Below are 18,600 nucleotides of genomic sequence, written 5' to 3'. Positions count from 1 at the left end.
CCGCGACCCCGGCGACGGGGCCGCGGCCCGCTGCCGTTCCGGACCCGGGAAGGGCGGAGCGAGCCGTCGGCCCGATTGTCAGTGGCCGTTCCTAGAGTGGCTCGCATGGACGTCACGGCCTTGGAACGAACGCTGCGTGAGCGCCCCGGAGATGAGGTCTCCTGGGGCGCCTACGGCGGCTGGCTGCGGGAACAGGGCGATGCCCGGGGCGAGTTGATCCACCTCGAGCAACGCCACGCCCATGCGAGACCCGCGGACCGGGACGGGCTCGAGCGCCGGATCGATCTGCTGGTGGCGGAGCACGGTCCCGCCTGGGACGCGGAGCTGCCGTCCCCGGTGACCGTCCGGGCGCGCCGGCACGGATTCGCCGTCGAGGTCGCCGTCGCATGGTCCGAGCAGGCGCCCCCGCTGATCCGACAGGCCCTGCGGGGCCGCTTTGTCACCGGATTGCTCATCCGGCCGGGCGACGAGGCGCAGGAGGCGGACGAGGAGTACTACAACGACGAGCCCGACTGGGACGAGGACGGCGTGCCGCTGCCGCCGCCGCCCCACGACGCCGGCGCCATGGCGGACCTCGACTTCGGCGATCTGACCGCACTTCGCCTCCCGTACCTGCGCATCGGCGATCCCGGCGCCGAGGCGCTGGCCGCCGCGTCCTCGAACGGGCGGATCGAGACGCTCGACCTGCGTTACTGCGGCATCGGCGACGCCGGCCTGGCGGCCCTCGGCGCCTCCCCGGCCTTCCGCAACGTCCGCTGCCTGCACCTCCAGTCCAACCGGCTCACCGCCACCGGAGTGCGCGCGCTGGCGCGGTTCGAGCGGCTGGAGGAGCTCGACCTGAGGTACAACCGGATCGGCGCCGAGGGGGCACAGGCCCTGATCGAGGCCCCGTTCGCCGGCTCGCTCGGGCGCCTGCTGCTCCACCGCCGGGACGTCTCCGACGCCGGCGTGGAGAGACTGGCGCACGCGTCGCAGCTTCCCACGGCCCTGCGCAGCTTCTGGAGGAGCGTATGAGCACCGAACTCCGTGACCGCTTCTTCGCCCTGTCGAACGGCCGGGCCTCCGCGGACGAGATCGCCCGCTACCGCGCCGAGGTCGACGCCACCGACACCGAGCCGGTCGCGACCCTGGACGGACTCGCGATCTCCTGGCACCCCACCGCGCGTTTCAAGGCGGTGCGCTTCGTCGACGCCGAGCGCATCGACGAGGGGGTGCGCGGGCGGTTCTCGCGGCCCAGCGAATCGGCACCCCACCTGGCCGCCGTCTTCGCGGATCCACGTGAGCTGTCGTTCCGCACCTTCGAGAACATCGTGCCGCTCGACCGCTGGTTCGAGGACAGCCCGCTGCACCTCGGGCTGACCGAGCCGGCGGAGCTCGCCAAGGGCGTCTACGCTGCGGGGCTGCGGCTCCCGGACGCCGACCGCGCCCGTCTGGAAGGTCTCGAGGCGCTCGACCTGTACGTCCCGCCGCTCAACGCCGCCACGCGCGGCGGCGAACGCTTCGTCTTCCACTCGGCACTGCTCGCCGAGGCGCTCACCAAGGCGGTGGCCGAGGCGATGCCGAGGCGGCTGCTCGACGGCTTCTCGCACGTGAACCCGGTGTTCCGCTGCAACCGCTTCGAGCCCGGCGACGACAACTTCCACCGCCACCGCGACACGCCCTACTACGACGCGGCCCGAGGGCACGTCTCCCGCTACACGGTGCTCCTCTACCTCACCGGCGGCTCCGGTGAGCCCGCGCTCGACCTCGTCGGGGGCACGGCGATCGAGGACATCGAAAGCTTCACCTGCGTGATCTTCGACCAGCGCTACGAGCACGAGGGCGCGCCCTTCCGCGACGGGCGCAAGGTCTTCCTGCGCACCGAACTCGTCTTCGCCGAGGACCCCGAGGCCGCCCACGACCCGCAGATCGGCGCGCTGTTCAGCAAGGCGTGCTACCTGACCGGTGAGAGCGTCTTCGCCCCCGACCTCGCCCGCCACGCCGACGCCTACTACAACCAGGTCGCCGCCGCGCACTGGCACGGCCTCTCCCACCGCCCCGCGCGCGAGCCGTACGTCCACAAGCAGTTCCGCGGCGTGCACTTCGTCGCGAACGGCTACGACTTCTGGTTCGCCGAGAGCGACACGCTCTCGCTCGCCGAGTGCGCCGCGATCACGCTGCTGGACTACTTCAACTGCAAGCTCGGTGGCACGGCCTTCCGCGACCTGTGCGCATCGGACGTGATCGAGGCCGAGGACGACACGTGGATACCCGCCTTCCTCAAGGAGAGGAGCGAGGGCGGAGGAGGCGGATCCGCCGTAGCCCCGTTCGACAAGTCCGTCCTCTTCCCCGAGTCGGAGCTGACGGACGACGTGTGCTGCCCCTTCCACGGCTACGTCCAGTTCGACCCCACGCGCCTGGCCGAGATCGTCGACCTGAACGAGCGCGCGCAGAGCTTCGCGAAGGCGCACATCCTGCCCGCGCCGGTCCTGATGCTCGGCGAGGACGTGGTGCTCGACCCGGAGAAGTTCGTGATCCGGGGCAACCAGATCCACGTGCTGGGCAAGGAGTCGCTCACCCCCGTGAACTTCGCCGCGTGCTGGAACGCGGGCGGAGATCCGGGCAACTACATCGATGTGGCGGCCACGGTCGGCGCGGCACACTTCCTTGTCCCGCCGATCGTCTTCTCCGAGACGGACGGCTGTCACCACCTGCAGTTCGACTTCTTCCGCAACACCTGGATGGTGAAGCACCAGCAGGTGACGATCCCCGTCCCCAGGATCAGCCCGCTCGCCGACCTCGACATGGAGGAACTGGAGGAGGGCGCGGCCGCCCCCTGGATGGAGGCCGTCGATCCCGCACTGGTCAGGGGCGGCTCGGGCAGGCGCCGGACACCGTGGTGGGCCGACCACTCACCTCTGGTCGACGAGCTCTACGACCATCTCGACGACTACGAGCACGAGTACTACGAGGAGGACAAGGACGGGGACGCCGAGAGGTAGGCGGACACCGAGGGCGAGGGGAGTGCAGGGACGGCGTCCCGGCACTCCTCAGATCCACCCGGCCGCCTGAGCGATCGCGAACGGCGCGGGGATCAGGGGCGTCAGACGGAGGTACTGGCCCAGCGGCCTGCCCTCCTGCCAGGGCACGAGGACATTCACCACCAGCGCCATCCCGAGGACGAACGCGCCGCCCAGCACCGCGCCCAGCGCCATGCCGACCGTGTTGTCGGGCGACCCCTTGGCACAGCCGGCCAGTACGTAGCGGCTCAGCAGCCACCGGGCACACACGCCCGGGACGATCGCGACCGCCCCGATCAGCAGGTTCGCCACCGCGCCCGCCCACCGGGAAGCGGCGGTGCCCTTGTCGTGGCCGCCGTCCGCGCCGGAACCGTGCACAGCCCGCCCTCTCACCGGTCGTTGCGTTCGTACGGGTAGATGACCACGAGAGCACTCGGGTTGCCCCGTGCGCCGCAGCGGGCGGCCGACACCGCCCCCACGGGTGACGTCCCGTGACCCTCCCCCTGCGCGTGCCTCGGGTGGGGGCGAACACGACGCCTCCGCCGCTCTCTTGTGCGGCAGGCGTTTACAGGGAGGGCGGTGCGCGCTAGCTTCACACAGCGGATGGGAGCGCTCCCATTGGCTCGCGGTCCCGGTGGACCGGAACCTGCCCGGATCGCGCGGGCGCGCTCCCGTCCGGCACCCCTTCTCGCGGAGCACGGGAACGGAGCGCTGGAGCCGGGGCGGGAGCGCGACGTCCGGACGGGTCGTCCGGGATGCGGGTGACCGTCCGGCCACCGGCCTTCCCGGCCAGGCGGGTCGGGGCGCTCGGGGCGCTCGGGGCGGACCGGGTGGCGGTGTGGTGCCACCCGGTCCGCGAGTCGTTCCGGCCCACGGGGGAGGGGGCCGGAACGGATGGAACATGGCTTGTGGGCGACCGGTGGGACGCGACAACGTTGTCGGACCGTGGTCTGTGGATGACTGTACCCCTTCAACGGACAACGATGTCAAGGGTGTTCGCCCGCACGGCTGACCCACCGCACGGTTTCCCGGACCGCCGGGTACGGGCCGGGCCGCCGGGTACGGGCCGGGCCGCCCGCAGGCCGGAGGTCTTCCGCGCCGCGGGGGGCGCACGCTACTGTCCCTGCGGCTTGTGCGACCCGTGGCGCGCGACCCGTCCGAAGGAGGAGGGGCCGCGTCATGCGCTTCCGTCCGACGTCCCTGCTGCTGGCCGCCGCCCTGGCGGTCGGCGGCGCCACTCCCGCGCTCGCCGCGGGCACCGCTCCGCCCGGCCTGGTCCGGGATCCCACCGTCTACGTCGACCCGCTCATCGGCACCAGGAACGGCGGCAACGTCTTCCCGGGCGCCGTCGTCCCGTTCGGCATGCTCTCCTGGAGCCCCGAGAACACCCGGGGCGACGCGACGAGAACGGCGGCGCCGGGCGGCTACCAGTACGACGCCACCCGCATCCGCGGCTTCAGCCTCACCCACATGTCCGGCACCGGCTGCGCGGGCGGCAGCGGCGACATCCCGTTCTTCCCGTACGCGGGCGAGGTGACCTCCTCCCCGGCGAGCGACACCAAGGACGCCGTGTACGCGGCCGACTTCACGCACGCCGACGAGACCGCCGAACCCGGCCACTACAAGGTGGGCCTGTCCTCCGGGGTCACGGCCGACCTGACGGCGACCGCGCGCACGGGGTCGGGCCGCTTCACCTTTCCCGACGACAAGCCCGCCTCGCTGCTCATCCGCACCGCCAACTCCGAGGTGGGGTCGACGGATTCCACCCTCACCATCGACCCGGCCTCCCGCACGGTCTCCGGGTCGGTCACGTCCGGCAACTTCTGCGGCTACCTCGATCCCGAGGGCCGGCGCAGCTACTACACCCTCCACTTCACGGCCCGCTTCGACCGCGCCTTCGCGGCCACCGGCACCTGGCAGGACGACAGGCTGAGCCCGGGGTCGACCCGGGCGAGCGGTGACACCGGCGGCTTCTCGCACGGCGGCATGCCCGTCGCGGGCAAGGGAGCGGGCGGCTACGTCCGGTTCGCGCCGGGCGCGGGCCCCGTGAACGTCAAGGTCGGCATCTCCTACGTCAGCCAGGCGGCCGCGGAGGCCAATCTCAGGGCCGAGAACCCGGACGGACGGTCCTTCGCGTCCGTCCGGGACGCCGCCCGTCGCGCCTGGCGCCACCGGCTGGCCGCGATCCGGGTGGGCGGCGGCACCGACGAGGAGCGCACCACCTTCTACACCGCCCTCTACCACGCCCTGCTGCACCCGAACGTGATCAGCGACGCGGACGGCCGCTACCGCGGCAGCGACGGCCGGGTCCACCGCGTGCGCCGCGGCCACCGGGCCCAGTACGGCACCGTCTCCGGCTGGGACGTCTATCGCGACCAGGTGCAGCTGCTGACCCTGCTGAGCCCGGACACCGGCTCCGACATCGCGCAGTCGCTGTACGAGCTGGCCCGGCAGAACGGGGGAGCCTGGGACCGCTGGCTGCACGGCGCGAGCGGCACGCACGTCATGAACGGCGACCCCTCGCCCACCGTCCTCGCCGGCATCCGCGCCTTCGGCGGCACCGGCTTCGACCTGCGCGGCGCGCTGGCGTCGCTGGTGAAGGCGGCGACCGTCCCCACGCAGCAGGACCTGTCGGCGGCCGGCAAACCGGTGCTGTCGGTGGGTCAGCGCCCGTCCCTGGACAGGTACCTGGCGCACCACTACATGCCGTCGGTCTCCAACGCCTGGGGCGGCGCCGCCGAGACCCTGGAGATGTCCGCGGCCGACTTCTCGCTCGCCCAGCTGGCCTCGGCGGCGGGGGAGAGGGACACCGCGGCGGCCTTCGTCCGCCGCTCCCAGTGGTGGCAGAACAACTTCGACCTCGCGGCCGATCCCGGCGGCGGCTACATCGCCAACCGCAAGGCGGACGGCAGCTGGGTCACGGGCTTCACCCCGGCGACCGGCAACGGCTTCGTGGAGGGGACGGCCGCCCAGTACACCTGGATGGTGCAGCACAACCCCGCGGGCCTGTTCGCGGCGATGGGGGGCAGGGACCGGGCACGGGCCCGCCTCGACGCCTTCTTCCACGACGCCGACGGCGGCTGGGCGTTCACCGGCAGCGGCGGCGACAAGTCGGAGCTGGACAACGAACCGTCGATCAACGTGCCCTACCTGTACGACTACGCGGGCGCGCCCCACAAGGCGCAGGAGACGGTACGGGCGGCGATGACCGCGCTCTGGTCGACGAAGCCCGAGGGCATCCCGGGCAACGACGACCTCGGTGCCATGTCGTCCTGGTACGTCTTCTCCGCGCTGGGCATGTACCCGCAGGTGCCGTCCCGGGCCGAACTCGTGCTGGGCTCCCCGCTCTTCCCGCGCGTGACGATCGACCGCCCGCACGGCAACGACATCGAGATACGGGCCGAGGGCGCCGGGACGGCGTCCCCGTACGTGCGGTCGCTGACGGTCGACGGCCGTCCCAGCCGTCGCCCCTGGCTGCCCGCCTCCTTCGTGCGGGACGGCGGACGGCTGGACTACGTCCTGTCCGCGGCCCCGGACCGCGGCTGGGGCACGGACCCCGCCGACGCGCCCCCGTCGTTCCGGGAGGGTGAGCAGCCGTACCAGATCGGCGTGGGACCGACCACGGCGACCCTCGCGCCCGGCGGCAGCACCGAGATCGACATCCGCGCGCTGGCGTTGAGCGGCGGCACGGGCCCCGAGGTGCGGTACACGGTCCGTACCCCCGACGGGGTGACGGCGAGCCCCGCGGCGGGCACCGTCACGGACGGCGCCCAGAAGATCACCCTGACCGCCGGCCGGGCCGCCCCGCAGGGCTTCTACGCGGCGGAGGTCACCGTGACCTCGGGCGACAGTTCGTACACACAGCCGGTGGCGCTGACCGTCGCGGCCCCCGGCACGCTCCTGGCCGCGTACAACAACACGGGCGTCTCGGACGACGAGGGGGACCACGACGAGGCCGACTACGACGGCGGCGGCTGGAGCTACTCGCGCCAGGCCCTGGCGGACGCGGGCCTGACGGCGGGCGGCCAGGGCACCGTGTCCGGACTGGCCTTCACCTGGCCCGGCTCCCCGCCGGCCCGCCCGGACAATGTGTCGGCGGCGGGTCAGACCATCGAACTGCCCACGCCCGCAGCGAGATTGAGCTTCATCGGCAGCGCGGTCAACGGCAACCAGCGGACGAAGGCGACCGTGACATACACCGACGGCACGACGGACACGGTCGACCTCTCCTTCACCGACTGGACGGTCGGCGGCGGCTCCGGCACGGTCCAGTACGGCAACGAGGTCGTCGCCAGGACGGCGTACCGCAATGTCGCGGGCGCCGACAAGGACCCGGTGGCGACCTACGTCTTCGCCACGAAGCCGTACGAGGCGCCGTCCGGAAGGACGATCAGGAGCGTGACGCTGCCGGACGACGCGGACCTGCACGTGTTCACCGTCGCGGTGGGCTGAGCGGCGGCCCGGGCGGCGGGCGCGCACAAGCGGGCGGGCGCGGAGGGATCTCCGCGCCCGCCCTTGTCGTCCGCCGGGCCGTCAGGCCAGCAACTCCACCTCCGCCAGGGTCGACTCCGCGTTCAGGACCAGGCGGTAGTGCGCGTACGCGCCGGGGTGCGGGACGGAGAACACCCGTGTCTGCCGGTCCCAGGTGAAGGGTTCGTCCGAGCGGCGGTCCACGGTCCTCCAGTGCGTGCCGTCCTGGGACGCCTCGAGGGTCCAGCCGGTCGGTGCCTTCGTGTGGTCCGCCGAGGACGTCAGGGTGTACTGCACGGCCTTCGTGCGGTCCGTGACCGGCAGGTCCACGCTCGTCACGGTCGCGTCCGTCGCCGACGTGTCGTCGACGAGGGGGCCGTCACCCCGGAGCACGTCGGCGCGCGGCGAGGGCACCTTGTCGTCCCGCGTGATCGACGTCGGTGCCGCGTTCTTCCCCGTGCCCCAGGCGGACGGCCGCGGACCCATGTCGAACTCCAGCACCCCGCCACGGGCGAGCAGCGCGTGCGGCAGCGCCGTCGACGTCCACCGGTGGCCGTCGACCTTCAGGCCCTGGACGTAGACGTTGCGCGCGCTGTTCCGCGGGGCCTTGATCACCAGGTCCCTGCCGTTCTCCAGGTGCACCGTCGCCTTGGTGAACAGCGGCGATCCGACGGCGTACTCGCCACTGCCCATCACCAGCGGGTAGAAGCCCAGCGCCGAGAACACGTACCAGGCCGACTGCTCGCCGTTGTCCTCGTCGCCGTGGTAGCCCTGTCCGATCTCGCTGCCGGTGTACAGACGGGAGAGGGCCTCGCGGACCGTCGCCTGGGCCTTCCACGGCTGACCGGCGGCGTCGTACATGTAGATCACATGGTGGGCGACCTGGTTGGAGTGCCCGTACATGCCCAGCCGGACGTCACGCGCCTCCGTCATCTCGTGGATGACGCCGCCGTAGGAGCCCACGAACTCCGGCGAGGCCGTCTCCGGCGTCGCGAAGTACCGGTCGAGCTTGTCCGCCAGCCCGGCGCGGCCGCCGTACAGGTTGGCCAGGCCCCGGCTGTCCTGCGGGGCCGTGAAGGCGTAGCCCCAGCCGTTCGTCTCCGTGTAGTCGTAGCCCCACACGCGCGGGTCGTACGCCGACGAGTCCACCCGCCAGTCGCCCCGGCCGTCACGGCCCTGGAAGAAGCCGGCCTTCGCGTCGAAGAGGTTGACGTAGTCCCGGGCGCGGTTGAGGAAGTACGCCGACTCCTCCTTGTAGCGCTGCGCGCCGGTCTTCTCGTACAGCGCCTGCCCCATCCTGGCGATGCCGTAGTCGTTGACGTAGCCCTCCATCGCCCAGGACAGGCCCTCGCCGGTGTCGGTGCTCGTGTAGCCGAGGAACGGCGAGGAGGCCATGCCCTTGCGGCCTACCCCGGACGACGGCGGGTCGACCGTCGCGTTCTTCACCGCCGCGTCGTAGGCGGCCTCGGCGTCGAACTTCACGCCCTTCACATAGGCGTCCGCGAACGCCACGTCCGACGAGGTGCCCGTCATCAGGTCCGCGTAGCCGGGCGAGGACCAGCGCGAGGTCCAGCCGCCGTCCTTGTACTGCTGCACGAACCCGTCGACCATCTCCCCCGCCTGCCCGGGGGTGAGGAAGGAGTAGGCGGGCCAGGTCGTGCGGTAGGTGTCCCAGAACCCGTTGTTGACGTACACCTTGCCGTCGACGATCTTCGCCCCGGTGTGGGTCGGTGTGTCCGGGCCCGTCATCGGGGAGAAGGGGGACGCGTACCGGTACGCCGATCCCACCTTCTCGAAGCCCGAGTTGGGGTACAGGTACAGCCGGTAGAGCGAGGAGTACAGCGTGGTGAGCTGGTCGGCCGTGGCGCCCTCCACCTCGATCCGCCCCAGCAGCCGGTCCCAGGCGCGCTGAGCGTGCGCCCTGACCGTGTCGAAGGACGTCCCCTCCGGGATCTCCTGGCGCAGATTGTCCTCGGCCTGGTCGATGCCGATGAGCGAGGTGGCGAGCCGGAGGGTCACGGTGTGGTCGGCGCCCGGCCGGAACCGCAGATACCCCTTGACCCCCGAGGACGCGCCGTCCGTCACGGGGGCGTCGAAGACGCCGTAGACGAACAGCCGGGTCGCCCCGGTCGACAGCCCGGACTTCACGTCCGAGAAGCCGGTGACGATCCCGTGCTCCTTGTCGAGGGTGAGCCCGGCCTGCTCCGTGACATTGTCGAACAGGACGCTCGCGTCGTCGCCGGGATAGGTGAAGCGCAGCACCGCCGCGTGGTCCGTCGGCGTCATCTCCGCCTTGAGGCCGTTCTCGAAGGTCACGCCGTAGTAGTACGGGCGCGCGGTCTCGTTCTCGTGCCGGAACGGCAGCGCTCGCGCGGCTCGGCCGGTGTCCGGGGTGCCGGTCGCGGCCGACGGCATCAGCTGGAACGTCTGCCGGTCACCCATCCACGGGCTCGGCTCATGGCTCGCGCTGAACGCCTGTATGGTGGGCAGATTGTCCGAGTTGTTGGCCCGTGCGTACTCGTACAGCCAGTTCAGCGAGCCCGCGTTGGTCACCGGTGTCCAGAAGTTGAAGCCATGCGGCAGCGCCGTGGCCGGGAAGGTGTTGCCGCGCGAGAAGGAGCCGCTGGAGTTGGTGCCGCGGGTCGTCAGCGCGTAGTCGGACAGATGCGCCGCGGGCCGCTCCGGCGGCACGGCCTTCAGGGAGATGTCGTCGAGCCAGCCCCGGAACCGCGCCGGCCCCTTCGGCGAGTCGTACGCCACCAGGATCCGGTCCACGGTCTTGCCGGCCGCGACCGAGCCGATCCGCGAGACCACGTTGTTCCACTGGTTGGTGTACAGCGCCTTCGACGCGCCCTGCCCCCGCGGGTTCAGCGGGAAGCCGTGCTGGTCCAGCGCTCCGAGGCCGCTGAGATAGGTGCCGTCGGTGAAGGCCAGGTCCACGGAGACGTTCGTGGCGTCGTAGTCGCGGTCCCCGTCCGCCATCGACGGGAAGACCCGGTACGACAGCCGGGTGTCCCGCGTGACCCCCACGTTCACGTCGAAGATCTTGTTGTACGAGTAGGCCCGTCCGTCCGCCTGGTGCGTTCCCGCGTACCGCAGCGCCCGCCTGCCGGTGAAACCGGCGCCCGCCTTGGCGGTGGGGGAACCGCTCGGTCCGCGGTCCACCAGTGAGCGCATGTCCTTGGGCGCGGGCTCGGAGCTGTCGCCCGTGGAGAACTGCACGTCGGCGAGCTGGAGTATGTCCGCGCCGTGGTTCTTGGTGAAATCGATCCGGAAGTGGGCGTACTGGGCTGGTTCGGCTAGATCATAAGTTTTCGTCTGGAAACGCTCCCCGAACGAGTCGCCGGAGCGCGTGTCGAGCGTCTTCCAGTCCTTGCCGTCCGTCGAGCCCTGGAGCGTCCAGTCGGCCGGGTCCCGCTCCGCGTAGTCGTTGGCCGACGTGAGCGCGTACCTCACGATCCTGACCGACGTGTCCAGGTCGAACTCCACCCAGCCCGTGGGTGCGAAGGTCAGCCACTTGGTGCCGGGCTCGCCGTCGACCAGGTTCTCCTTGACCTCGCCGGCGCCCGTGTTCTCCGAGCTGGCCCGGACGTCGGTGACCTCGTCGGTCACATTGCCCGGAATGCCCGTGGTGTACCCTCCGTCCACGCCGGATGCCCGCTTCGTGCCGTCCGCGGTCGTGTCCACCGTGTTCAGCCATGTCGGGGCCGGATCGTCCGGCTCGAACGAGGAAGCGAACTCCCGGTCGGCGGCCGCCGCTTGGGCGGGCAGCCCCACTGCCGCGCCCTGCCCGGCCGCCAGCAATGCGAAGGCGGCCGTTGCCACGACCGCCGCAGGAGACCATCTGTGCCGAGTTCTGTGCTGCATGCGCGAGCACCCTCCCTGCGCCGTAAGAGAAAATGGACAACGTTGTCAGTTCGTCGCGCAAGGACCAGTAGGTGCTCAAGTGGCCAGGGATGTCAAGGGTGTTGAGCGTGGCATTCGGGCTCTATGCGGTGGATATCCCGTTCGGGGGTCGTACTGGCATCCCGTATTTCCGCGAGGTCTCAACTCGGAAAAGCAAACCGCCAACCTTGCGTTCGATCTTGCTCCGTTGGCGGGAAGTGGACTATACCTGTCGGCGTCCGGACAGCCGTCACCAAGTCGTACGACGGCTGCGGACAAGGCACGACCGGGGGGAATTCGGGAGGCGGCGCACCGTTTCGGGCACGACCGGCTGCCGTTGCCGTACCACCGAATCCCTCGTGCACGACCCCAGCTTCACCATCACCGCGGTGCCGGGAGGATCCGGTTCACCGCCTGAGTCCTGGAGAAGGCGAGGACTTGAGCATGGGATCCACTTCCGGAGCGAACACCACCCCCGAGGGCGTAGGCCGCCGCGATCTGATCAAGCGGTCCGCGGCGCTCGGTCTGATCTCCGTCCCCACGATGAGCTTCCTGTCGGCGTGTGCCAGCGGGGGCGGGGACGACGGCTCGAGCACCAACGGGACCCAGGGGAAGACGTCGAAGACGAACCCCTTCGGTGTGGTGAAGGGGGGCAAGCTCGACGTCGTCATCTTCAAGGGCGGTTACGGCGACGACTACGCCAAGGCGTGGGAGGGCGACTACCAGAAGAAGCTCGGTATCACCTCGACCCACACCGGCACCCAGGAGATCACCGGCAAGCTGCAGCCGCGCTTCAACGCCGGCAACCCGCCGGACATCGTGGACGACTCCGGCGCCCAGCAGATCAAGGTCGACGTGCTGTACAAGAACGGCCAGCTGCTGGACCTCGCCGACGTCCTCGACGCGCCGTCCGTCGACGACCCGGCCAAGAAGGTCCGCGACACCCTCATCCCCGGCACCCTCGACCCGGGCGTCCAGGAGGGCAAGGTCGTCGCCCTGAACTACATCTACACGGTGTGGGGGCTGTGGTACTCCGGCAAGCTCTTCAAGGAGAAGGGCTGGACGGCGCCCAAGACCTGGGACGACTTCCTCGCCATCTGCAAGGACGCCAAGTCGCAGGGCATCGGCGGCCTCGCCCACCAGGGCAAGTACCCGTACTACATCAACGTCGCCATCATGGACCTGATCGCCAAGAAGGGCGGCATGGACGCCGTCAAGGCGATCGACAACCTCGACCCGAAGGCGTTCGTCGGATCCGACGCCGCGCAGGCGGCCGCCGAGGCGATCTACGAGGTGGTGGAGAAGGGCCTGTTGATGCCCGGCACCAACGGCCTCACCCACACCGAGTCGCAGACCCGCTGGAACCAGTACAAGGCCGCCTTCATCACCTGCGGCTCCTGGCTGGAGAACGAGCAGCTCAAGCAGACGCCGTCCGACTTCGACATGACGTTCCTGCCGATGCCGCTGCTGTCCGGCAGCACGATGCCCTTCGAGGCGATCCGCGCCGGCTCCGGCGAGCCCTTCATCATCCCCGCGAAGGCGAAGAACCTCCCCGCGGCCAAGGAGTTCATGCGCCACATGCTCTCCAAGGAGTGGTCGACGCTGTTCGCCAAGCAGGCCAACTCGCTGACCATCCTCAAGGACGGCGTCGACTCCAGCGTGACACTGCGCCCGGGCACGCAGTCCACGGTCGTGGCGTCCAAGGCCGCGGGTTCCCACACCTTCCGCTACCTCTACCCCGACTGGTACAGCGAGATGGACACCGCTCTCCAGAACGCGTCCAACGAGCTGATGGCCAAGCGCATCCAGCCCAAGGAGTGGCTGAAGCGCTGCCAGGCCGCGGTCGACAAGCAGGCCAAGGACCCGGCCAGCAAGAAGAACCACCACGACTGAGGCTCGCTCGACCGACCGCGTTCCGGGCCGGACGTGAGCGTCCGGCCCGGAAGGGCACACCAGGGGCAGGAACGCCATGCGCAAAGGGCAGTACAGGTTCGTCGCGGGATTTCTCTTCGTGCCCGTGGCGCTCTACCTGATCTTCGTCATCTGGCCGTACATCCAGACGTTCGGCTATTCGCTGACCGACTGGAAGGGGCAGTCGCAGACCTTCAAGTTCGTGGGCCTGGACAACTATCGGGCGCTCTTCCAGGACGATGTCTTCCTCCAGGCCATCTGGCACAACATCCTGTTCCTGATCTTCATCCCGGTGATCACCATTCTGCTCGCCCTGTTCTTCGCCTTCATGGTGAACGCGGGCGGGCGCAGCCGGGCCGGCGGTGTCCAGGGCGTCGCCGGATCCAAGCTCTACAAGATCATCTACTTTTTTCCGCAGGTCCTGTCGCTGGCGATTCTGGCCGTGCTGTTCAACGCGGTCTACCGCAGTGACGGCGGGGGCCTGCTCAACGGCTTTCTGATCAAACTCGGCCTGGTCGACGCGAACAGTCCCGTCGAATGGCTCAACGAGCCGAACATGGTGCTGTGGGCGCTGATCCTGGTCGTGGTGTGGCACGGCGTCGGCTTCTACCTGGTGCTGTTCTCGGCCGCCATGCAGTCCATCCCCAGGGACGTCTACGAGGCGGCCCTCATCGACGGCGCGAGCCGCTCCCAGTCCTTCTTCCGCATCACCCTGCCGCTGCTGTGGGACACCGTGCAGACGGCGTGGGTGTACCTGGGCATCGTGGCGATGGACATGTTCGTCCTGGTCTCCTCCATGACCCAGAACATGGGTGCCTACGGAGGCGGACCCGATCACCACAGCGATGTCATGTCCACCGTGATGATGCGCAACTTCCTCTACTTCGGGAAGAGCGGCTACGCCTGCGCCATGGGCGTCGTCATGCTGCTGCTCACCCTGATCCTGTCCGTGGTCACGCTGCGCGCCACCCGCCGCGAGCGCATCGAGTTCTGAGCGGGAGAGACGACGATGAGCGCACCCCTGAAGGAAACGCCCGCCACCGGCGGCACCGTCCCCCGCCGGCCCTCGGCCGGCAAGGCCCCCGTCCGCCCCGGTGACCGGCGCAGCGAGGGCGTCGTCCTGAACGCCTTCTCGCACGGCTTCCTCGCCCTGTGGGCCCTGCTGATCGTGCTGCCGCTGCTGTGGCTGGTGATCAGCTCGTTCAAGACCGACGCGCAGATCGGCGGCTCGGCCTTCGGCTGGCCGCACGCCTGGTCCTTCGACGTGTTCCGGCGCGCCTGGGACAAGGGCATCGGTGACTACTTCTTGAACACAGTCATCGTGCTGGCGTTCTCCGTGCCGCTGACCATGCTGTTCGGCTCGATGGCCGCGTACGTGCTCGCCCGCTACCGGTTCTGGGGCAACCGGCTCCTTTACTACTTCTTCGTCGCGGGCGCGATGTTCCCCGTGTTCCTCGCCCTGGTCCCGCTGTTCTTCATGGTCAAGCGGCTGGACATGCTGAACACCTACCAGGGGCTGATCCTGGTCTACGTCGCGTACTCGATGCCGTTCACGGTGTTCTTCATGCACGCCTTCTTCCGGACGCTGCCGACGGCGGTCTTCGAGGCGGCCGTCCTGGACGGGGCCTCGCACACCCGGACCTTCTTCCAGGTGATGCTACCGATGGCGAAGCCGGGTCTCATCAGCGTCGGGATCTTCAACACGCTGGGTCAGTGGAACCAGTTCATCCTGCCGACGGTCCTGATGCAGCCGCAGAGCGGCTCGGACCCGGAGCGCTATGTCCTCACCCAGGGCCTCATCCAGCTCCAGCAGCAGCAGGGATACGCCTCCGACCTGCCCGTGCTGTTTGCGGGCGTGACCATCGCGATGATCCCGATGCTGGTGGTCTACCTGTCCTTCCAGCGCCAGGTGCAGGCCGGTCTGACCTCGGCGACACTGAAGTAGCCGCGCGTTCGCTCTCTCCGGTTGCCGCCGGGAGGCGTTCGGCGCTTTCTGGAAGAGCGGGCGCAACGGGCCCGCTCGTCCAGGAGGAGCACGCCATGGGGCAACCGGTGGGCCGGCCGACGATCAGCCCTGAGCAGCTGAGCCGCGTGTGCGACGAGATCAGGGGCACGGCGGCGCCCGGCACGGACTCCCAGTCCGTCCGGGACTGTGCGCTGCGCATCGTGCAGACGCTGGGCCTGGCGCTCTCCACGGACGACCTGAACGGGCTCCTCACCGAGCTCATGGCCCCCGGGGCGGCCCCGCCGCCGGGGCATCCTCGGTACACCCGAGAGGCCATCCTGGACATGCCCGAGGAGCAGCCGGGAGAGGACGAAGGCCCGGTCAGATAGACCGGCCTTGTGGCCTTGGGGCCTTGTGGCCTTGTGGCCTTGTGGCCTTGGGGCCTTCGGACCTTCGGACCTTGAGATCTTCGGGCCTTCGGGCCTTCAAGCCTTGGGGGCGTCGGGCCTTCGGACCTTGGGGTCGACGGCCGGCGCAGGAGTCGGCGCGACGGCGCCCCCGCCAGCCCCCGGCGAGCTCGGACGACCATGCGATCCCCCCGCCGGTGTCCTTTCGGCGCACGCGGCGATGAACGGGGCCGGCGCCGACATTCGCGTGATCGCGTCCCGGTTCCTCCTCGATTTCCGTCAAGGACTTGACTGTGGTAACCCGTTCAGCGGAGCTTGGAGTTCATAACTTGTAAGTGACCCGGGTTCGTTGCCGTGATCCGGGTCACACGGGCGGCATCGAGGCCGCCGGTGCTGGAGGCAGGAGTGGATGGGTCGATGGAGACTCCGGGGTCGCAGTCGTCGCTGCACCGAGCAAATCTGGAGCGCGTCGTGCGTGCGGTGCGGCTCGCCGGGTCGCTCACACAGGCGGAGATCGCGAGGGCGACGGGCCTGTCCGCGGCCACGGTCTCCAACATCGTGCGGGAACTGAAGGAAGGCGGGACCGTCGAGGTCACGCCCACGTCGGCGGGCGGCCGCAGGGCGCGCAGCGTCTCCCTCAGCGGCGACGCCGGCATCGTCATCGGTGTCGACTTCGGCCACACCCATTTGCGCGTCGCGATCGGGAACCTCGCGCATCAGGTGCTCGCCGAGGAGTCCGAGCCGCTGGATGTGGACGCCTCCGCGGCGCAGGGCTTCGACCGGGCGGAAGAACTGGTCAGCAGGCTGATCGAGGCCACCGGCGTGGATCGGTCGAAGATCGCGGGTGTGGGTCTCGGTGTGCCCGGTCCGATCGACGTGGAGTCGGGCACCCTGGGCTCCACCGCCATCCTGCCGGGCTGGACCGGCGCCAAGCCCGCCGAGGAGCTGCGGGGGCGGCTCGGCGTGCCGGTGTACGTGGACAACGACGCCAACCTGGGTGCCCTCGGCGAACTGGTCTGGGGCAGCGGCCGCGGGGTCAAGGACCTGGCGTACATCAAGGTCGCGAGCGGTGTCGGCGCCGGACTGGTGATCGACGGCAAGATCTACCGCGGGCCCGGTGGCACCGCGGGAGAAATCGGGCATATTACTCTTGATGAATCGGGCCCCGTGTGCCGCTGCGGCAACCGGGGCTGTCTGGAGACCTTCGCGGCCGCGCGCTACGTCCTGCCCTTGCTCCAGTCCAGCCACGGCACGGATCTGACCATGGAGGGCGTGGTCAGGCTGGCGCGGGACGGTGATCCGGGCTGCCGTCGGGTGATCGCCGACGTCGGCCGTCACATCGGCAGTGGAGTCGCCAACCTCTGCAATCTGCTGAACCCCAGCCGAGTGGTCCTGGGCGGTGATCTCGCCGAGGCCGGGGAACTGGTTCTGGGGCCCATCAGGGAGTCGGTCGGCCGGTACGCGATCCCCAGTGCCGCACGTCAGCTCTCGGTGTTGCCAGGGGCGCTCGGAGGCCGTGCGGAGGTGCTCGGAGCGCTTGCTCTCGCACTCAGCGAGATGGGCGATTCGACCCTTTTGGACGGCACGCTTCCCGTGGCGGCCCCTGTCTTCACTTAGAGAACGGATGGCACCGTTGCCATCTCGTTAAGGATTTACTTCTTGACGTCGCACGTGTGGCCGAGTTGACTTCCAGCCACCTCGGCCGCAACGACGCGGCCTCGTCAGGGAGGTTTGTGAAGTGAACAAGCGCATGCGTCGTGCCGCCGTTGCCGTTGCCGCGGGCGCGATGGCCGTCACGCTGGCTGCCTGTGGCAGCGCCAAGGAGTCCGGTGGGGACTCCCCGTCCTCGGGCGCCAAGAAGAAGGGCGACGACATCAAGGTCGGTCTGCTCCTTCCCGAGAACCAGACGGCCCGCTACGAGAAGTTCGACCGCCCGCTGATCGAGAAGAAGATCAAGGAGCTGACGAACAACAAGGGCGAGGTCGTCTACGCCAACGCCAAGCAGGACGCGACCACGCAGAGCCAGCAGGTCGAATCCATGATCACGAACAAGGTGGACGTTCTGATCGTGGACGCGGTCGACGCCGCGGCCATCAGGGGCTCGGTGCAGAAGGCCAAGGACGCCGGCATCCCGGTCGTCGCCTACGACCGCCTCGCCCAGGGCCCGATCGACGCCTACACCTCGTTCGACAACGTCACCGTCGGCAAGACGCAGGGCGAGGCCCTCCTCACGGCCCTCGGCTCCAAGGCCAAGTCCGGCAAGATCGTGATGATGAACGGGTCCTCCACCGACCCGAACGCCGCCCAGTTCAAGCAGGGCGCCCACGCCGTGCTCGACGGCAAGGTCAACGTCGGCAAGGAGTACGACACCAAGGAGTGGAAGCCGGAGAACGCCAACGCCAACATGGAAGGCGCCATCTCCGCCCTCGGCAAGAACAACATCGTCGGCGTCTACTCCGCCAACGACGGCATGGCCGGCGGTATCATCACCGCCCTGAAGGCCGCGGGCATCAAGGTCCCGGTCACCGGCCAGGACGCGGAGCTCGCGGGTGTGCAGCGCATCGTCACCGGCGACCAGTACATGAGCGTCTACAAGCCGTACATCCCGGAGGCGGACGCCGCCGCCGAGATGGCCGTCGCGCTCGCCCAGGGCAAGTCCCTCGACTCGATAGCGAAGGACAAGGTCGACAGCCCGACCAACAAGCAGATCCCGTCGGTCCTGGTCCCGGTCCAGTCGCTGACCAAGGACAACATCAAGGACACCGTCATCAAGGACGGCGTCTACACGATCCCCGACATCTGCACCGCCCAGTACAAGGCGGCCTGCGACAAGATCGGCCTCAAGTAATCCGCTACGCGTCCTTTCCCCGTACGTGAATTCGCCCTTGAATCTCCGTACGGGGCCGACGCGCGAAGGCTCGTCCGGCGCCCCGTGTTCACCAGCCCCGCAAGCTCGTGCGGGGCGCCGGACGGAACACTCCCA

The 18,600-nt window shown here is 69.6% G+C and carries 11 protein-coding genes; 9 read left to right on the top strand and 2 right to left on the bottom strand.

What is annotated here, in order from left to right:
• The first annotated feature begins 105 nt into the window (after window positions 1-105).
• Together ACFYMU_RS05005 and ACFYMU_RS05000 are read left to right on the top strand one after the other, a co-directional pair.
• Window positions 106-1,014 carry a hypothetical protein gene (locus ACFYMU_RS05005; RefSeq protein WP_388367899.1) on the top strand — a complete coding sequence of 303 codons (909 nt, stop codon included), beginning with the start codon at window positions 106-108 and terminating at the stop codon, window positions 1,012-1,014.
• A complete protein-coding gene (locus tag ACFYMU_RS05000) occupies window positions 1,011-2,981 on the top strand; it encodes a hypothetical protein (protein ID WP_388367896.1) in 1,971 nt (656 codons plus the stop codon). Before ACFYMU_RS05005 ends, ACFYMU_RS05000 begins: the two co-directional genes overlap by 4 nt.
• 48 nt (window positions 2,982-3,029) lie before the next feature.
• Here the strand turns inward: ACFYMU_RS05000 and ACFYMU_RS04995 are convergent, their stop codons facing one another.
• Window positions 3,030-3,377 (bottom strand): hypothetical protein, encoded by a 348-nt coding sequence (locus tag ACFYMU_RS04995; RefSeq protein ID WP_388367894.1) that lies wholly within the window; start codon window positions 3,375-3,377, stop codon window positions 3,030-3,032.
• A gap of 801 nt (window positions 3,378-4,178) precedes the next feature.
• Between ACFYMU_RS04995 and ACFYMU_RS04990 the strand changes: the two genes are divergently transcribed.
• Window positions 4,179-7,451: a GH92 family glycosyl hydrolase gene (locus tag ACFYMU_RS04990; RefSeq protein WP_388367891.1), complete on the top strand. Its 3,273-nt coding sequence runs from the start codon at window positions 4,179-4,181 to the stop codon at window positions 7,449-7,451.
• Between the two features lie 81 nt (window positions 7,452-7,532).
• Here the strand turns inward: ACFYMU_RS04990 and ACFYMU_RS04985 are convergent, their stop codons facing one another.
• Window positions 7,533-11,336 carry a GH92 family glycosyl hydrolase gene (locus ACFYMU_RS04985; RefSeq protein WP_388367888.1) on the bottom strand — a complete coding sequence of 1,268 codons (3,804 nt, stop codon included), beginning with the start codon at window positions 11,334-11,336 and terminating at the stop codon, window positions 7,533-7,535.
• 462 nt (window positions 11,337-11,798) lie between these two features.
• On the opposite strand from ACFYMU_RS04985, the gene ngcE reads away from it, so the two are divergent.
• The 6 genes from ngcE to ACFYMU_RS04955 all read left to right on the top strand — a co-directional run bounded on the left by ngcE (window position 11,799) and on the right by ACFYMU_RS04955 (window position 18,465).
• Window positions 11,799-13,247 carry an N-acetylglucosamine/diacetylchitobiose ABC transporter substrate-binding protein gene (gene ngcE / locus ACFYMU_RS04980; RefSeq protein ID WP_388367885.1) on the top strand — a complete coding sequence of 483 codons (1,449 nt, stop codon included), beginning with the start codon at window positions 11,799-11,801 and terminating at the stop codon, window positions 13,245-13,247.
• Between the two features lie 76 nt (window positions 13,248-13,323).
• Entirely contained in the window at window positions 13,324-14,259 is a 936-nt protein-coding gene (locus tag ACFYMU_RS04975) for a carbohydrate ABC transporter permease (protein ID WP_388367882.1), read from the top strand.
• A gap of 15 nt (window positions 14,260-14,274) precedes the next feature.
• Window positions 14,275-15,210, top strand: a complete 936-nt coding sequence (locus tag ACFYMU_RS04970) for a carbohydrate ABC transporter permease (RefSeq protein WP_388367879.1) — start codon at window positions 14,275-14,277, stop codon at window positions 15,208-15,210.
• Window positions 15,211-15,305: 95 nt separating this feature from the next.
• Entirely contained in the window at window positions 15,306-15,599 is a 294-nt protein-coding gene (locus tag ACFYMU_RS04965) for a hypothetical protein (RefSeq protein WP_388367876.1), read from the top strand.
• 435 nt (window positions 15,600-16,034) lie between these two features.
• Window positions 16,035-17,234: an ROK family protein gene (locus tag ACFYMU_RS04960; RefSeq protein ID WP_388367873.1), complete on the top strand. Its 1,200-nt coding sequence runs from the start codon at window positions 16,035-16,037 to the stop codon at window positions 17,232-17,234.
• Window positions 17,235-17,367: 133 nt separating this feature from the next.
• Window positions 17,368-18,465, top strand: a complete 1,098-nt coding sequence (locus tag ACFYMU_RS04955) for a substrate-binding domain-containing protein (protein ID WP_388368008.1) — start codon at window positions 17,368-17,370, stop codon at window positions 18,463-18,465.
• The last annotated feature ends 135 nt before the right edge of the window (window positions 18,466-18,600 follow it).

This window comes from Streptomyces sp. NPDC007264 (genome assembly GCF_042869095.1).
Classification (GTDB): Bacteria; Actinomycetota; Actinomycetes; order Streptomycetales; family Streptomycetaceae; genus Streptomyces.
This window is presented reverse-complemented; position numbering and strand designations above follow the sequence as displayed.